Genomic DNA, 14,378 nt, shown 5'->3' on the forward strand with positions numbered 1-14,378 from the left:
GAAAATGCCTGCGAAGACTGTCCATGCCGCAGTCGATTCGGAGTTATCAGGTACTGCCTTTCGAATTCGAGTATAGACACGGACTTGCACCTGGCAATGCGAAAGCCGAAATGAGCAACAGACTGCAAGGCACGCGCTAGAGACCGCGGCTGGCGCGGGATAGGCAGGGGCGGCGAGTGCGGCATATAGCCGACTCGCATAACTGTTTAATAATTATGACAATCGGGTCTTAGCCGATGCGCTCAGCCAGCTAAGGTTCTCGCCCATGTCCTCATTTCAGGAGCAGTCATGAACATCGCCGCTTTGCACGCATTGATCCAGCGTGCGCACCAACACGAAGCCAGCACGGGTCACCTGGCCAGCCAGATGCAAGCCCACCTGGGGCAACTGCACCCGTCCATCCGCCTACCCAACGAAGACACCCAAGGCGTGCTGCAGCGTTTTGTCAGCGCCTATATCGAGCAGGTGCCGGAGCTGCTGCAAGCCGCCCATCAGGTTTCTCAGGAAGCGGGTATCGAGGCGCAGATAAAACCGGTGCTCAAGGTTGCCGAACAGTTTTTTCTACAACCGCCAGCGCTGATGGCCGGCCATGAAGGGCTGGAGGGATTACTCGACGAGGCCTATCTGGCTCATCGCCTGGTCGAAGAAGTGAATGATCGCTACATCACCCATCTGGGCGCGCCGTTGATCCCACTGGATACCACGGTGGCCAATCTGATCGCCCACCAGCTGATCGGCGAAGCCTTTGCCAACCAACTGGATGAGGCCGTACACCATGCAGTCGACGGCATGCTCGACGATGCCAGCTTTGCCCTGGACTCGGTGCAGGCCTATCGCGAACAGCTGCACAACCCACAGACCGACGCCGCCTGGCAGCGCTGGCCGTGCCTGTCACGGCAGCTCGGGGTTGAGCTGCAGCTGGATGAAACCCGCGCGGCGGGTTAGCAGGCTCTCACCTCGCGCGCGGTTTTTGGTTACTGACTAGCTGCTTGGCAGATAGCGTGCGCGCGGGGTGGCCATCGGCAGCGGGCCCTCGCCGATCAGACGGAACTCGCCCTTCTCCGCGTCGTACGCTTTGATCTCGCTGGTTTCGATGTCATACACCCAGCCGTGGATAAACAACTGGCCGCTGGCCACCCGTGCCGCCACCGACGGGTGGGTGCACAGGTGATTAAGCTGGGCGACCACGTTCTCCTCGGTGAGAATGCCCAGCCGGTCATGGCCTTCACAGCCGCAGTTCGCCTCGACCACCTTGAGCGCCACTTCGCTGTGGCGCAGCCAGGCCTTCACCGTCGGCATGCTCTCCAGGGTCTCGGGGGCCAGCACGGCCTTCATCGCACCGCAGTCAGAGTGGCCGCAAACGATGATGTGTTGCACTCCCAGAGCCATCACCGCGTACTCGATGGCGGTGGATACCCCACCCATCATCTGCCCGTAGGCCGGCACCACGTTGCCGACGTTGCGGTTGACGAACAGGTCGCCCGGCGAGCTCTGGGTGATCAGCTCCGGCACCACCCGCGAGTCGGCGCAGGTGATAAACATCGCGCGCGGGTTCTGTGCGGTGGCGAGCTTCTTAAACAGCTCTTCCTGCTGCGGAAATATCTCGCTGCGAAAGCGCTTGAAGCCATCGACGATGCTTTGTAGCGCTTCCTCGGCACTCTCAGTGCCTGTGCGCCCCTGCAGCGGAATCAACTGATGCTTGTATGGCATGTTTGCGACCTCTGTGAACCTGAATAAACGCTGCTAAAACGACAGCCAAGGCCGCTAGCGAGTCACATGCCAAGTGTTACTGCCCCAGGCCCTGACGGCAACCGTCAACCTTGCGAGACTGCTAGAGCAGCGCCAGCTGACCACCCGGCGGACAGAAGCGCGTGCAGTCGAGGTTGAACGCTTCACGCCGATTCAGGCCCAGGCGCTTACTCGCCAGGGCAAAGCGTTGTGCGAGCAGTTCGGCAAACGCCCCCTCACCGCGAAAACGCTGACCGAAGCGGCTGTCATACAGCGCGCCACCTCGGCTCTGGCGGATCAGGCTGAGCACATGCTCGGCGCGCTGCGGATAGTGCGCCTGCAACCACTCCTCGAATAACGGCGCCACTTCGCGCGGCAGGCGCAGCAGCATGTAATTGGCACTCTGCGCGCCGGCCTCCTTGGCCGCTGCCAGCAAGTGCTCCAGCTCCATGTCGTTGATCATCGGGATCATCGGCGAACACAGCACCCCGACCGGAATACGCTTGTCGCGCAGCACACGAATCGCCCGCAGGCGCGCCGCCGGTGCCGCTGCACGCGGTGCCATGATGCGTTTGAGTTCATCATCCAAGGTGGTCAGGCTGATCATCACCGCCACCAGACGCTGCTGCGCCAACTCAGTGAGCAGGTCGAGGTCACGCAGAATCAACGAACCCTTGGTGACGATGGTCACCGGGTGGCGGTAGTCGAGCAGCACCTTGAGGCTGTTGCGCGTCAGCAGGTGCTGGCGCTCGATCGGTTGATAAGGATCGGTGTTGGAACCCAGGTTGATCGGCGCGCAGACATAACCAGGCTTGCTCAGCTGCTGTTCGAGCAGCGCCACGGCATTGGTCTTGGCGATCAGCTTGGTTTCAAAATCCAGCCCGGGCGACAGATCCCAATACGCGTGGCTGGGCCGCGCATAGCAGTAGATGCAACCGTGTTCGCAGCCACGATAGGGGTTAAGCGAGCGATCAAACGGCAAGTCCGGCGACTGGTTGCGGGTGATGATGCTTTTCGCGGTTTCGCTGCGCACCTCGGTCGCCCGGCTGGGCGGCACTTCCTGAAACCAGCCGTCATCGCTGGCGATGATGCGCTGCGGGGCAAAGCGGTTATGCGGGTTACTGGCGGTACCGCGACCGCGCGGCGGCAGAGAAACGGACATGGGCTGACTCCACAAATTACTGTATATAAATACAGTAATTTGTTTACATCACCAAGCGCCAGTCGTCAGCCGACCACCTCACGTGGCGCCTTAATCAGCCCGCCACCAGCAGCAATAACAGCGGCAAACTGGCGGCCGCCAGCAGGGTTTGCAGGGTGATGATGCCGGCCATCAACTGGCTGTCGCCGCCCAGCTGACGGGTCAGCACGTAAGCCGTTGGCGCGGTTGGCAGGGCAAAAAACAGCACCAGCACCGTGCTTTCCATCGCCGGTAAGTGCAGACCATAGGCCACCGCCCAAGCCAACATCGGCATGGCCAACAGGCGCAGCAGACTGTTCCAAGCCAGTGCCGGAATCTCACCGCCCAACTGTTCAGGCTTCAACGCCGCACCAACGCAAAGCAGACCCAACGGCAGGCTGGCGGCGGCCAGCAGGCTAAGCAGCCGATCACTGCCGCCCGGCAGACCAAGGCCACTGAGGTTAACCAGCGCACCGCCGAGGCAGGCAAGAATCAGCGGGTTTTTCAGAATCGGCAGCAACAGGCTGCGCGCATTGACGCCACGCTCAGCGGTCAGCGACCAGACCGACAGCACATTTACCGTCGGCACCATCAGGGCGAGCATGATGGCCGCCAGGGTCAGACCTTCCTGGCCAAACAGGCTGCCCACCGCCGCCAGACCGAGGTAGGTGTTGAAGCGCAGAATGCCTTGGCTGAATGCGCCGAAGCGCCCCGCCGGCCAACCCCGCACGCGCCGCACCAGCAACAGCGCCAGCCAGGCGATGCCCAGCGCCAGCAACACGGCCAACCCCAGACGCGGTAACGCCGGGTTATCCAGTGGCGCAGTGGCCAGGCTGCTGAACAGCAGTGCGGGGAACAACATGAAGTAGTTGAGCCGCTCGGCACCCGGCCAGAACGCCTCATTGGGGAACGCCAAGCGGCGCAGGTAATACCCGGCGACAATCAAAGCGAACAATGGCCACAAGGCCAACAACAACTCCAGCACGGCAACCTCCAGCCACAGGCAAGCCGCCATCTTGAGCAGCCGCATGGGGTGACGCAAGGTCGATGTCGGTATTAGCAGGCCGTTGAAAAACTACCTACGTTGCTGATACTGCGTTGAAAACAGGCTCGGAATGCTCATTTACAGCCAGTAAACTCCGCTTCCTCGCCTGTTTTCGCCTTGTCTCAGCTGCCTCGCCTACGTTTTTCAACGGCCTGCTAGGCTGCTTTACCTGACGATCACGACGAGGATGCCCAATGCCCGATATTCATCAAGGCGGTTGCCACTGCGGGGCCTTGCGCTATGAGTTTGTGGCGCCGCTGCGCGACATCGCGCACTGCCATTGTTCGGTGTGCCGGCGCAGCACGGGCGGCATTGTCACCACCTGGATCAGCGTGCCGCTGGCGAGCTTTCGCTGGCTAGCCGGCACCGCGCGCGAATACGCCTCGTCGTCCAGTTGTACGCGCAGTTTCTGCCCCACCTGCGGCGCGCACCTGACGCTGTTCACCACACTCAGCCCGCACAGCCTGGATATCACCATCGCCACCCTCGACCAGCCTGAACTGGCCCCCGCGGATCGGCATATCTGGGTGCAAAGCCGCCTGCCTTGGCTGCACCTGGACGAGCATTTGCCGCAAGAGCAGCAGGAACATATCCCGTAGGGCGCGCAAGGCTTCGTGCTCCGGTAGCCCGAATGCAATCCGGGAGGCGATGGTGGCGGCGCAATATTTGCCCCCGGATTTTATGCGGGTTACGGCAACATCAAGCCACCACCCGCCTTGTGCAGCGCGCGCAGATGTTTACCCAGTTGCGTCAGGTTGGCTTCAGTGGCTTGCAATTCGACCAGGCGTGTCGGCTCCAGCAGGGTGCGTACTTCCTGGTCGAGGTTGTCGCTGAGCTGGCGCAGTTGCTGTTGCCGCGCCTGGCTTTCGCTTTCCAGACGCTGCCATTCGGCGCGCTGTGGCAGGCCATAACCGCCCTCAAGCAATTCAGCCGGGCGACTGAGAAAACCGCTGTTGGCGAGGATCTGCTGCAGCGCGCCGCCCGCCTTGTTTACCGTGGGATCAATGCCATCACGGCCGCTTAGATAACGACGCTTAAGTTCATCCTGAGCCAGTAACAGTTGCCGACGCAGTGCCGCCTGTTCGAGCAACAGCAAGGCCGCACTGGTGCGCAGATCGGCCCGTGCGAACCAGGGCTGGCGCTTCTCGGCGGGCTGCATCAGCCAGTCCTCGACCTGCGTCTGCTCAATCGGCAGCTGCGCCTGCAACACGCTGAACATGGCCTGGTAACGGTCACGAAACGAATCAAAGCGATAACCCAGGCGCAGGGCTTCGGCGGAATCGTCCAGCACGCTGCGGTCGGCCAGGTCGCGCGCCACTAGGGTGTCGAGCAAACCGTTGGGCATGATGCTGTCGAGCGCATGCAGGCGCGGGTGCTGGCTGCCGCTGCGCAGCAGTTTGAGGGTTTCCACGGCGCAGTTGTTGGAGATAAACCAGTAGTCGCCGTCGTAGCTCCAGTGCTGCTCGGCGGCGCGGGTCACCAGTTGTTCCAGCTGCGTGCGGTCCAGCTTGAGCGGCACCGAGGCCAGGCTGCGCAGCTCAACCTTGGTGTACTCCTCGATCACCTGGGCCAGCGGCAGAACGAACAACCGCGACGGATAAACCCCGGTCAGACCATCCCAGCTGGACAGCTGCACGTCACCAACAAAGGCGCGGTAGGACAGCACCAGATGCTCCTGCAGATCCAGCCGGCAATCCGGCCCCAGCGGCCGCCCAGGCGCGCAGATGACTAAACGCAGCATGCTGTGGCCCCAGCGGCTGGCCAGCGCGTCGTTGGCTTCGGCCAACAGGTAATCCACCTGATAGACGCGCTGCGGGTCGATGCTACCCAGCGGCTGGCGGGCGAAGTCGCGCCCAGCATTCAGGTAGGCCAAGCCTTCGGCGCAGGGCTGCTGATTCGCTGGCGTCCAGGCGAAATGCGCACTCAGGTAACGCGCCAACGAGGGCCGACGACAGGCGTAGCTGGGGTCGAGAAGGAAGTACTCCATGTTCACGGCGAGAAACTCGCGTGGATTGCTCAGCTCATAGCTATCCGGGCTGCGCGCGACCTGATGATTGTCCTGCTCACGCGCGCCACGCCGGCCGACCTGCTGCGGCCAGCCAGCCAGATCGAGCAGCAGCGGATCATCGCTCAGGGTAAAGCGCCGCGCCGTCTGGCCACGGCAGTGATCCGGCAGGCCAACGACTCCTGAGCTTTGTTCACGCTGGCGACACTGGCGTTGCAGCTGCCTGTCCGCCTGCGGCCAGAGCTGGGCACGGTCATATAGATGGGTAATTTCATGCAGCACAGTCGCCAGCAGTTCACGGCGCACAGTGCCATGGGGGCGATTGGTTAGGGTGGTGGCGCTGCTGCCGTCGCTCAAACCTGGCAGCAACGCGGCATTCAGTTCGATACCGCTAAAGCGCCCGGCGCGGCCATACACCTGCGCGGGCAGATTGCGCCAGCGCACGCTGACGCGGCGGTCGAGTTGCTGGTTAAGCTGTGGCGGCAAGGCGGCCAGCGCGTCTTGCAACAGTTGCTGGCTGGCCTGACGTTCAGCAGGGCTGAGTTCGGCATCCGCTAGCTGCAGGCGCAACTCGGCCTGGCTGCAGGTGCTGGCCAGTAACGCCAGCCCGAACAGCCAGGCACGCGGCCAACTCACAGTGCCAGGATGGCTTCGGCCAATACCAGGTCGGAGGCGCCCTGCGCTTCAGGCACCTGGCTGCGGATGGTGCCAATAGCGGCTTCCAGTTGCGCGCCACGGATCTGCCCTTGGCTGGCGACGAAGCTGGCCGCATCGTCACGCGCCGCGAGTACGACTTTCGAATCGCGCACCGAGGTGGTGGTATCCGAGGTGAAATCGAAGGTGCGATCCAACGCACGCACGATGATATTGCTGGTCGCCACCAGGGTTTGCGCCTGTGCGGTGGCACTAAGCAGAACAACTGCAACTACGGCACTGAGCAAGATAGGGCGCATATGCATCTCCAATAATCAGCCATCACATCGGTTGGACTGGCTTAGACGGGCAGTGTGCCACACAGTTCCGCCAGCGCTTCTGGCCAAGCGCTGGCGGAGCGCTGGCGGAGCGCGCTCAAAGGCTAAGGATCGCCGTCGCCAGCTGCATATCGTCGCCCTGCAGCGTCGGCACCTGCTGACGAATATGCTGCAGAGCGGCCTCCAGGCGCACCCCACGGATGTCGCCCTGGCTGGCAACAAAGGCGGCAGCGTCATCGCGCGCGGCCAGCACGATCTTGTCATCGGTAAAGGACGAGGACACATCGGAACTCGCTTCCGAGGTCGCCCCGACGGCCCCGACCACCGCATCGGTGGTGACCACAAAGCTGGTGGCGCTTGCCGTGCTGGCCAGCGCCAGTAATGCCGCAAGGCTCAAGGTCTTTATCGCATTCATATCCACACTCCTGAAAAGGCCCAACAGACAGGCTGGGTTCAGTGTAGACCCTGACTGTACGGGTTGGTTGCCAGGCGGCTCAGCGCCAGAACGGCTTGGCCAGTTCAGCCTGCCGCTGCGCCTCGGTGATGCCTGCGTCCGCCAGCTGGCGGCAATCGAGGCGCGCCAGTTGGCTGCGGGTACGCACATTGCGCTGCCAGCTACACAGCGCTGCATAGGCGCGTAACCAGAGTGGGGGCTTTACCTGAGTGTCTTGCGAGGGCTGGTGTTTGAGCGTGCGTTCCATGGCGCAATTCCTTGTCAAAGACAGAAGAGGGCAGCCTATGGTGCGCGGACGGGAGCAGCAGATGCAGAGACAGCGCACAGGAATTGTTATGGCGCAGTTAGCTTTTTAAAAGAACTGTACTGCTTAACAGCGTAGCAGACTGTTACAGCCAAGCCATTGCCTGGGCACTTTTCCCGCCACATAAAAAGAAAGCCCCAGCACGCAGGGCGCTGGAGCTTTCAAAAATCCCATAAAGGGAGGAGCAGAAATCGGTGTCTGGCGGCAGTTAACGCCAGAAAGGCTTGCTCAGTTCAGCTTGACGCTGTGCTTCGCTGATACCGGCGTCTGCGAGCAGACGGGAGTCCAGACGAGCAAGCTGGCGGCGGCTAACAACGCGGCGCTGCCATTGCAGAACAGAAGCCAGCATGCGCAGCGGCAGAGCGCTGGAGCCGGTGGATTGGCTGTGATCGAAAAACAGGTCGGAACTGAGGGTACGTTCCATGATGGTCATCCTTCCGCTTGTGGCGGGTCAGTGGTGTGTTGCGATGGGAGAATTATTGCCATTGCCCCCGCTTCGCTGTAGCCACAGCTGGATGAAATTGCAGCACAAATAGATAGTTTGCTTTGTAACTGTTTAGCCTGTTTTGCACTCAACTGTACTGGCCATAAGTGCTTTAGCCTAAAAAGCTTTTATAAGCAGATAAAAACCCTACATATATAGCTAAAACTCAGTGAATCTATATAGGTACAGTTGCAAATTGCACTTATGTGACAGCTGACCTGTTTTTCAGATTTTTCCCTGGCAAAACCACTTTCCTGATCGAGCAGACAGAAAAAAGCCCGGCTAGCGAGCCGGGCTTTTTCTACAACGCAGCGGTGAGGTTTAGTCGACCGCTTTAACCATGTCTTCAATGACTTTCTTGGCGTCGCCGAAGACCATCATGGTCTTGTCCAGGTAGAACAGTTCGTTGTCCAGGCCGGCGTAGCCGCTGGCCATCGAGCGCTTGTTGACGATCACGGTCTTGGCTTTATAAGCCTCGAGGATCGGCATGCCGGCGATTGGCGACTTCGGATCGTTCTTCGCCGCCGGGTTGACCACGTCGTTGGCACCCAGCACCAGCACCACGTCGGCCTGGCCGAACTCGGAGTTGATGTCGTCCATCTCGAACACCTGCTCGTAAGGCACTTCGGCCTCGGCCAGCAGGACGTTCATGTGGCCAGGCATACGACCGGCAACCGGGTGGATCGCGTACTTCACGGTCACGCCACGGTGGGTCAGCTTCTCCGCCAGTTCCATCAACGCGTGCTGGGCACGGGCTACCGCCAGGCCGTAGCCCGGCACGATGATCACGGTGTCGGCGTTGGTCAGCAGGAAGGCCGCATCGTCGCTCGAACCGGACTTAACCGGGCGCGCTTCCTGAGCACCGGCAGGACCTGCTGCTTCAGCCGCGCCACCGAAACCACCGAGGATCACGTTGAAGAACGAACGGTTCATCGCCTTGCACATGATGTACGAGAGGATCGCACCTGATGAGCCCACCAGCGAACCCGCAATGATCAGCATCGAGTTGTTCAGCGAGAAGCCGATACCGGCCGCTGCCCAGCCCGAGTAGCTGTTGAGCATCGACACGACTACCGGCATGTCCGCGCCGCCAATCGGGATGATGATCAGCACGCCGATCACGAACGCCAGGGCCAGCAGGATGGCGAAGGCAGTGATGTCACCGGTGAAGGTGTACACCAGGCCCAGGCCGAGAATCGCCAGGCCGATGGCCAGGTTGACCCAGTGTTGGCCCTTGAACTGTACCGGTGCGCCCTGGAACAGACGGAACTTGTACTTGCCCGAGAGCTTGCCGAAGGCGATCACCGAACCGGAGAAGGTGATGGCACCGATGGCCGCACCGAGGAACAGCTCCAGACGGTTACCGGCCGGAATCGCGTCGCCCAATGCGGCAACGATACCCAGCGACTGCGGCTCAACCACTGCAGCAATGGCAATAAACACCGCGGCCAGGCCGATCATGCTGTGCATGAAGGCGACCAGTTCCGGCATCTTGGTCATTTCCACGCGCTTGGCCATGATCGAACCGGCAGTACCGCCTACCAGCAGGCCAACCAGCACGTAACCGATGCCGGCAGTGGCGATTTCAGCACCGAGCTTGTAGATCAGGCCAACGGTGGTGAGCACGGCGATGCCCATACCGATCATGCCGAACAGATTGCCGCGACGCGACGTGGTCGGGTGTGACAGACCTTTAAGCGCCTGGATAAAGCAGATCGAGGCGACGAGGTAGAGAACAGTGATCAGATTCATGCTCATCAGTGCTTCTCCACCTGCGCCTTAGGCGCTTTCTTCTTGAACATTTCCAGCATGCGCCGGGTTACCAGGAAGCCACCGAACACGTTAACCGCAGCCAGAGCTACCGCCAGGGTGCCCATGGTCTTGCCCAGCGGGGTCACGGTCAGCGCGGCAGCCAACATGGCGCCGACGATAACGATGGCGGAAATTGCGTTGGTCACCGCCATCAACGGGGTGTGCAGGGCTGGTGTCACGTTCCATACCACGTGGTAGCCCACGTAAATGGCCAGCACAAAGATGATCAGGTTGTAGATGCCGTCGGAAATCATATCCATGAGCGTTGCTCCCCTTAGCCGTTAGTGCGCACGACGTTGCCGTCACGGCACATCAGGCACGCGGCGACGATGTCGTCTTCAAGGTTGAGGTGGAACTTGCCTTCGCCGTCGATAACCAGCTTGAGGAAGTCCAGCAGATTGCGTGCGTACAGCGCCGAAGCATCGGCCGGCACCAGGGCCGCCAGGTTGCTGTGGCCGACGATGGTCACGCCATGCTGCACCACCACTTGCTCGGCGACGGTCAGCGGGCAGTTGCCGCCTTGCGCTGCAGCCAGGTCGATGATCACCGAGCCAGGCTTCATTTCCGCCACGGTGGCGGCATGCAGCAGGGTCGGAGCCTTGCGGCCTGGGATCAGCGCGGTGGTGATAACGATATCGGCCTGCTTGGCACGTTCGTGCACCGCCTTGGCCTGCCGCTCCATCCACGAAGCCGGCATCGGACGGGCATAGCCGCCAACGCCCTGGGCGCATTCGCGCTCTTCATCGGTCTCGAACGGCACGTCGACGAACTTGGCACCGAGCGACTCAATCTGCTCCTTCACCGCCGGACGCACGTCCGAGGCCTCGATCACCGCACCCAGGCGCTTGGCCGTGGCGATAGCCTGCAGACCGGCCACACCGGCACCGAGGATCAGAATACGCGCGGCCTTCACGGTACCGGCAGCAGTCATCAGCATCGGCATAAAGCGCGGATAGTGATGCGCGGCCAGCAGCACGGCCTTATAGCCGGCGATGTTGGCTTGCGAGCTGAGCACGTCCAGGCTCTGTGCGCGGGAAGTACGCGGGGCAGCTTCCAGGGCAAAGGCGGTGACGCCGCGAGCATTGATGCGCGCGATGGTCTCGTTGCTGAACGGGTTGAGCATGCCCACCAATACGGCACCGGCTTTCATATGCGCCAGTTCAGCGTCGGTCGGTGCGACCACTTTCAGCACCAGATCGGCGCCAAAGGCAGCAGCATCGTTACCGATAGCCGCGCCAACCGCTTCATAGGCGCTGTCCGGAATGCTTGCGCTCACGCCAGCACCGGTCTGTACAGTCACCTGATGGCCTTGGCCGATCAGCTTCTTGATGGTTTCGGGAGTTGCGGCAACGCGCGTCTCACCAGCATGGGTTTCGAGAGGAACACCGATGTGCACTTCAATTCTCCTGCGTGATCTTTTTGGTGAACCGGCGCACTGCGGATGGCACGCGGGCATTGGGGAGGATCAGCACAAACCCGCTCAGGCTACAGTTGCACAATGGCGGGGCGCGGCATTTTGCAGGCGATAGCCATAGCCTTCAAGGCGTTATGAAGTAAAACCTTGTGATAACTACAAGTCACTGCATGACCTTACAGGCAGCTAATTCATGGCAGCCCTTTTGGGGCAAGGCCTGTAGCGCATTCAGCGGGGTAAAACAGCGCTTATCCATTCCCGAGACAAATACAGCGCCATCAGATCAACGGCGGCGCCAGCTATTACGGGATAAAGCGCCGTTTCATTGGGCTGCAGCAGCGTTTGTGTGCAAAAAATGCAACACCCAATACCGACCAAGCGCAGAGCAAGTGTAGCCACCCAGATAGCTGACTACGGGGTCAACATAACTCCGGCGCGCACTCTAGGCGGCCTGTCTCGCGAGGTAAAGTAATTTCCGACAAATTGCCGCCGAAGCTTTGACGGCCTTTTGCGCCAACAACCCGACAGGCTGTTGTCTATTTCAAGCCATGGGCCAGGGCATAGGCATGGGCCTCGCACACCAGCCAGTCGCGCAGCAGCAACAATGCCGCCGACTCCAGCTTGCGCTCGGGGATCATCAGGTAATACGCCTTGTCCGTCGGCAGGCTGAGCGGCGCGGCAATCACCAGGCGACCTTCATCCAGCTCACGGCGAATCAGAAACGGCGGGATCAGCGCCACGCCCATCTCGTGCATGGCCGCCTGGGCCAGCATGGAAAACAGCTCATAACGCGGCCCGGCCATATCCCGCGCGGTATTCAGCCCCTGAGCGTTGAACCACTGACGCCAGGCATAGGGCCGTGTGGTCTGCTGCAGCAGCGGCAGGCTGGCGATCTGCTCGGCGCTTAGCTGCGTCTGTTCAGCCAGCAGCACCGGGCTGCACACCGGCATCGGATTTTCGCCCATCAGCAGATGGGCCTGGGTACCGGACCAATCGCCATCGCCGAAGTACACCGCCGCGTCGAACTCGGTATCGGCGAACAGAAAGGGCCGCGTGCGGTTGGTCAGGTTGACCGTGATCTGCGGGTGCAGGCGCTGAAAATCCTTCAAGCGCGGCAGCAACCATTGCGTGCCGAAGGTCGGCACCACCGCCAGCTCGATGCTCATTGCGCCCTGCTGCCCCATCACCGCCAAGGTGTCGCGCTCCACGGCATCGAGCTGGCCGGCTACTCGCCGCGCGTAGGACTGCCCGGCCTCGGTGAGCAGCACGCCACGCCGCGAACGGCGGAACAGCTCGATGTTAAGGAAGGCCTCCAGCGCGGCAATCTGCCGGCACACCGCGCCCTGAGTCAGGCTCAGTTCCTGCGCCGCCTTGGTAAAACTCTGGTGCCGCGCAGCGGACTCGAAAGCGATCAGGGCGGCGGTACTGGGGATTTTGCGGCGCATCTGTGCGTCACTCTCACTTAGAGTTATCAAATAGGCAGATTAAAGCTATCTCGAAGTGAGCGATTTGCACAACTGCGTGCGCAATACTCGTTTGCCTGCCTGCCACAAGCCGCCTAGGATCAATCCACTCACCGGCGAACGCAGCGCGGCTGCGCAGATACCCGCCCTACCACTGTCTGATTTCGAGGTTTTCGCGATGGCCAAGGCAAGCTTCAACTGGATCGACCCGCTGCTGCTCGACCAGCAACTGACCGAAGAAGAACACATGGTGCGTGACAGCGCCCAGCAGTTCGCCGCCGACAAGCTGGCCCCGCGCGTGCTCGAAGCCTTCCGCCACGAGCAGACCGACCCGAAAATCTTCCGCGAGATGGGCGACACCGGCCTGCTCGGCGCGACCATTCCCGCCGAATACGGCGGCAGCGGCCTGAACTACGTGTGCTACGGCCTGATCGCCCGCGAAGTCGAGCGCATCGACTCCGGCTACCGCTCGATGATGAGCGTGCAGTCCTCCTTGGTGATGGTGCCGATCTTCGAATTCGGCAACGAAGCGACCAAGCAGAAGTACCTGCCCAAGCTGGCCAGCGGCGAATATATCGGCTGCTTCGGCCTCACCGAGCCGGATCACGGCTCCGACCCAGGCTCAATGATCACCCGCGCGAAGAAGGTCGACGGCGGCTACCGCCTGACCGGCGCGAAGATGTGGATCACCAACTCGCCAATCGCCGATGTATTTGTGGTCTGGGCCAAAGATGATGCGGGCGAAATCCGCGGCTTTGTGCTGGAAAAAGGCTGGCAGGGCCTGAGCACCCCGGCGATTCACGGCAAGGTTGGCCTGCGTGCGTCGATCACCGGTGAAATCGTCATGGACAACGTGTTCTGCCCGGAAGAAAACGCCTTCCCCGACGTGCGCGGCCTGAAAGGCCCGTTCACCTGCCTCAACTCCGCCCGCTACGGCATCAGCTGGGGCGCGCTGGGGGCGGCCGAGTTCTGCTGGCACACCGCGCGTCAGTACACCCTCGACCGCAAACAGTTCGGCCGTCCGCTGGCGCAAACCCAGCTGATCCAGAAGAAACTCGCCGATATGCAGACCGAGATCACCATGGCCCTGCAAGGCTGCCTGCGCCTCGGCCGGATGAAGGACGAAGGCACCGCCGCGGTGGAAATCACCTCGATGATGAAGCGCAACAGCTGCGGCAAGTCCCTGGATATCGCCCGCATGGCCCGCGACATGCTCGGCGGCAACGGTATCAGCGACGAATACGGCGTGGCCCGCCACCTGGTCAACCTGGAAGTGGTCAACACCTATGAAGGCACCCAAGACGTCCACGCGCTGATCCTCGGCCGCGCGCAGACCGGCCTGCAGGCGTTCTTCTAGAATCGGTTGAAGATCTGCTGCGCTTGGTAATGCTGCGTTGAAAACAGGTTCGGAATGCTCATTGACTACAGTCAACTCCGCTTCCTCACCTGTTTTCGCCTTGCCTGACCTGCGCTCGCGACGATCTTAAACCGATTCACCCCCTTCATTTTTTACGAGGC

Annotated in this window: 15 protein-coding genes; 3 read left to right on the plus strand and 12 right to left on the minus strand. The window is 61.3% G+C overall.

What is annotated here, in order from left to right:
- Window positions 1–288: 288 nt before the first annotated feature.
- The gene (locus P3C18_RS00530) at window positions 289–945 is read left to right on the plus strand and encodes a hypothetical protein (protein ID WP_275959939.1); all 657 of its coding nucleotides are present in this window, start codon (window positions 289–291) and stop codon (window positions 943–945) included.
- Between the two features lie 36 nt (window positions 946–981).
- Here the strand turns inward: P3C18_RS00530 and P3C18_RS00535 are convergent, their stop codons facing one another.
- The 3 genes from P3C18_RS00535 to P3C18_RS00545 form a co-directional block, all read right to left on the minus strand.
- Window positions 982–1,710, minus strand: a complete 729-nt coding sequence (locus P3C18_RS00535) for a carbonic anhydrase (protein WP_275959940.1) — start codon at window positions 1,708–1,710, stop codon at window positions 982–984.
- Between the two features lie 121 nt (window positions 1,711–1,831).
- The gene (locus P3C18_RS00540) at window positions 1,832–2,890 is read right to left on the minus strand and encodes a PA0069 family radical SAM protein (protein ID WP_275959941.1); all 1,059 of its coding nucleotides are present in this window, start codon (window positions 2,888–2,890) and stop codon (window positions 1,832–1,834) included.
- A 94-nt stretch (window positions 2,891–2,984) separates the two neighbouring features.
- Window positions 2,985–3,923 (minus strand): AEC family transporter, encoded by a 939-nt coding sequence (locus P3C18_RS00545; protein WP_275961553.1) that lies wholly within the window; start codon window positions 3,921–3,923, stop codon window positions 2,985–2,987.
- 224 nt (window positions 3,924–4,147) lie between these two features.
- Between P3C18_RS00545 and P3C18_RS00550 the strand changes: the two genes are divergently transcribed.
- Complete coding sequence (locus tag P3C18_RS00550) at window positions 4,148–4,552, plus strand: GFA family protein (protein ID WP_275959943.1); 405 nt, start codon at window positions 4,148–4,150, stop codon at window positions 4,550–4,552.
- An 89-nt stretch (window positions 4,553–4,641) separates the two neighbouring features.
- On the opposite strand, the gene P3C18_RS00555 is transcribed toward P3C18_RS00550, so the two are convergent.
- The 9 genes from P3C18_RS00555 to P3C18_RS00595 form a co-directional block, all read right to left on the minus strand.
- A complete protein-coding gene (locus P3C18_RS00555; protein ID WP_275959944.1) occupies window positions 4,642–6,594 on the minus strand; it encodes a DUF4105 domain-containing protein in 1,953 nt (650 codons plus the stop codon).
- Entirely contained in the window at window positions 6,591–6,911 is a 321-nt protein-coding gene (locus P3C18_RS00560; RefSeq protein WP_275959945.1) for a DUF2388 domain-containing protein, read from the minus strand. The genes P3C18_RS00555 and P3C18_RS00560 overlap by 4 nt, the downstream gene beginning before the upstream one ends.
- A 115-nt stretch (window positions 6,912–7,026) precedes the next feature.
- Window positions 7,027–7,344: a DUF2388 domain-containing protein gene (locus P3C18_RS00565; protein ID WP_275959946.1), complete on the minus strand. Its 318-nt coding sequence runs from the start codon at window positions 7,342–7,344 to the stop codon at window positions 7,027–7,029.
- Between the two features lie 79 nt (window positions 7,345–7,423).
- Window positions 7,424–7,630: a DUF1127 domain-containing protein gene (locus P3C18_RS00570; protein WP_275959947.1), complete on the minus strand. Its 207-nt coding sequence runs from the start codon at window positions 7,628–7,630 to the stop codon at window positions 7,424–7,426.
- 265 nt (window positions 7,631–7,895) lie between these two features.
- Entirely contained in the window at window positions 7,896–8,111 is a 216-nt protein-coding gene (locus tag P3C18_RS00575; protein WP_275959948.1) for a DUF1127 domain-containing protein, read from the minus strand.
- Between the two features lie 381 nt (window positions 8,112–8,492).
- Window positions 8,493–9,929, minus strand: a complete 1,437-nt coding sequence (locus P3C18_RS00580; protein WP_275959949.1) for an NAD(P)(+) transhydrogenase (Re/Si-specific) subunit beta — start codon at window positions 9,927–9,929, stop codon at window positions 8,493–8,495.
- On the minus strand, window positions 9,929–10,243 hold the full coding sequence (locus P3C18_RS00585; protein ID WP_090254355.1) for an NAD(P) transhydrogenase subunit alpha: 315 nt from the start codon (window positions 10,241–10,243) through the stop codon (window positions 9,929–9,931). Before P3C18_RS00585 ends, P3C18_RS00580 begins: the two co-directional genes overlap by 1 nt.
- Window positions 10,244–10,257: 14 nt before the next feature.
- Window positions 10,258–11,379 (minus strand): Re/Si-specific NAD(P)(+) transhydrogenase subunit alpha, encoded by a 1,122-nt coding sequence (locus P3C18_RS00590; RefSeq protein ID WP_090254353.1) that lies wholly within the window; start codon window positions 11,377–11,379, stop codon window positions 10,258–10,260.
- Window positions 11,380–11,933: 554 nt separating this feature from the next.
- On the minus strand, window positions 11,934–12,842 hold the full coding sequence (locus P3C18_RS00595; protein ID WP_275959950.1) for a LysR family transcriptional regulator: 909 nt from the start codon (window positions 12,840–12,842) through the stop codon (window positions 11,934–11,936).
- 196 nt (window positions 12,843–13,038) lie between these two features.
- Between P3C18_RS00595 and P3C18_RS00600 the strand changes: the two genes are divergently transcribed.
- A complete protein-coding gene (locus P3C18_RS00600) occupies window positions 13,039–14,217 on the plus strand; it encodes an acyl-CoA dehydrogenase (RefSeq protein WP_275961554.1) in 1,179 nt (392 codons plus the stop codon).
- The last annotated feature ends 161 nt before the right edge of the window (window positions 14,218–14,378 follow it).

Source organism: Pseudomonas sp. 1928-m, from assembly GCF_029269135.1.
In the GTDB taxonomy this organism is placed as follows: Bacteria; Pseudomonadota; Gammaproteobacteria; order Pseudomonadales; family Pseudomonadaceae; genus Aquipseudomonas.

Bases quoted from the DNA above. Each gene is read 5' to 3' on its own strand.
- P3C18_RS00550 (WP_275959943.1), top strand. From the start codon at position 4,148: ATGCCCGATATTCATCAAGGCGGTTGCCACTGCGGGGCCTTGCGCTAT.
- P3C18_RS00535 (WP_275959940.1), bottom strand. From the start codon at position 1,710: ATGCCATACAAGCATCAGTTGATTCCGCTGCAGGGGCGCACAGGCACT.
- P3C18_RS00570 (WP_275959947.1), bottom strand. From the start codon at position 7,630: ATGGAACGCACGCTCAAACACCAGCCCTCGCAAGACACTCAGGTAAAG.
- P3C18_RS00600 (WP_275961554.1), top strand. From the start codon at position 13,039: ATGGCCAAGGCAAGCTTCAACTGGATCGACCCGCTGCTGCTCGACCAG.
- P3C18_RS00540 (WP_275959941.1), bottom strand. From the start codon at position 2,890: ATGTCCGTTTCTCTGCCGCCGCGCGGTCGCGGTACCGCCAGTAACCCG.
- P3C18_RS00545 (WP_275961553.1), bottom strand. From the start codon at position 3,923: ATGGCGGCTTGCCTGTGGCTGGAGGTTGCCGTGCTGGAGTTGTTGTTG.
- P3C18_RS00595 (WP_275959950.1), bottom strand. From the start codon at position 12,842: ATGCGCCGCAAAATCCCCAGTACCGCCGCCCTGATCGCTTTCGAGTCC.
- P3C18_RS00580 (WP_275959949.1), bottom strand. From the start codon at position 9,929: ATGAGCATGAATCTGATCACTGTTCTCTACCTCGTCGCCTCGATCTGC.
- P3C18_RS00585 (WP_090254355.1), bottom strand. From the start codon at position 10,243: ATGGATATGATTTCCGACGGCATCTACAACCTGATCATCTTTGTGCTG.
- P3C18_RS00575 (WP_275959948.1), bottom strand. From the start codon at position 8,111: ATGGAACGTACCCTCAGTTCCGACCTGTTTTTCGATCACAGCCAATCC.
- P3C18_RS00565 (WP_275959946.1), bottom strand. From the start codon at position 7,344: ATGAATGCGATAAAGACCTTGAGCCTTGCGGCATTACTGGCGCTGGCC.
- P3C18_RS00530 (WP_275959939.1), top strand. From the start codon at position 289: ATGAACATCGCCGCTTTGCACGCATTGATCCAGCGTGCGCACCAACAC.
- P3C18_RS00560 (WP_275959945.1), bottom strand. From the start codon at position 6,911: ATGCGCCCTATCTTGCTCAGTGCCGTAGTTGCAGTTGTTCTGCTTAGT.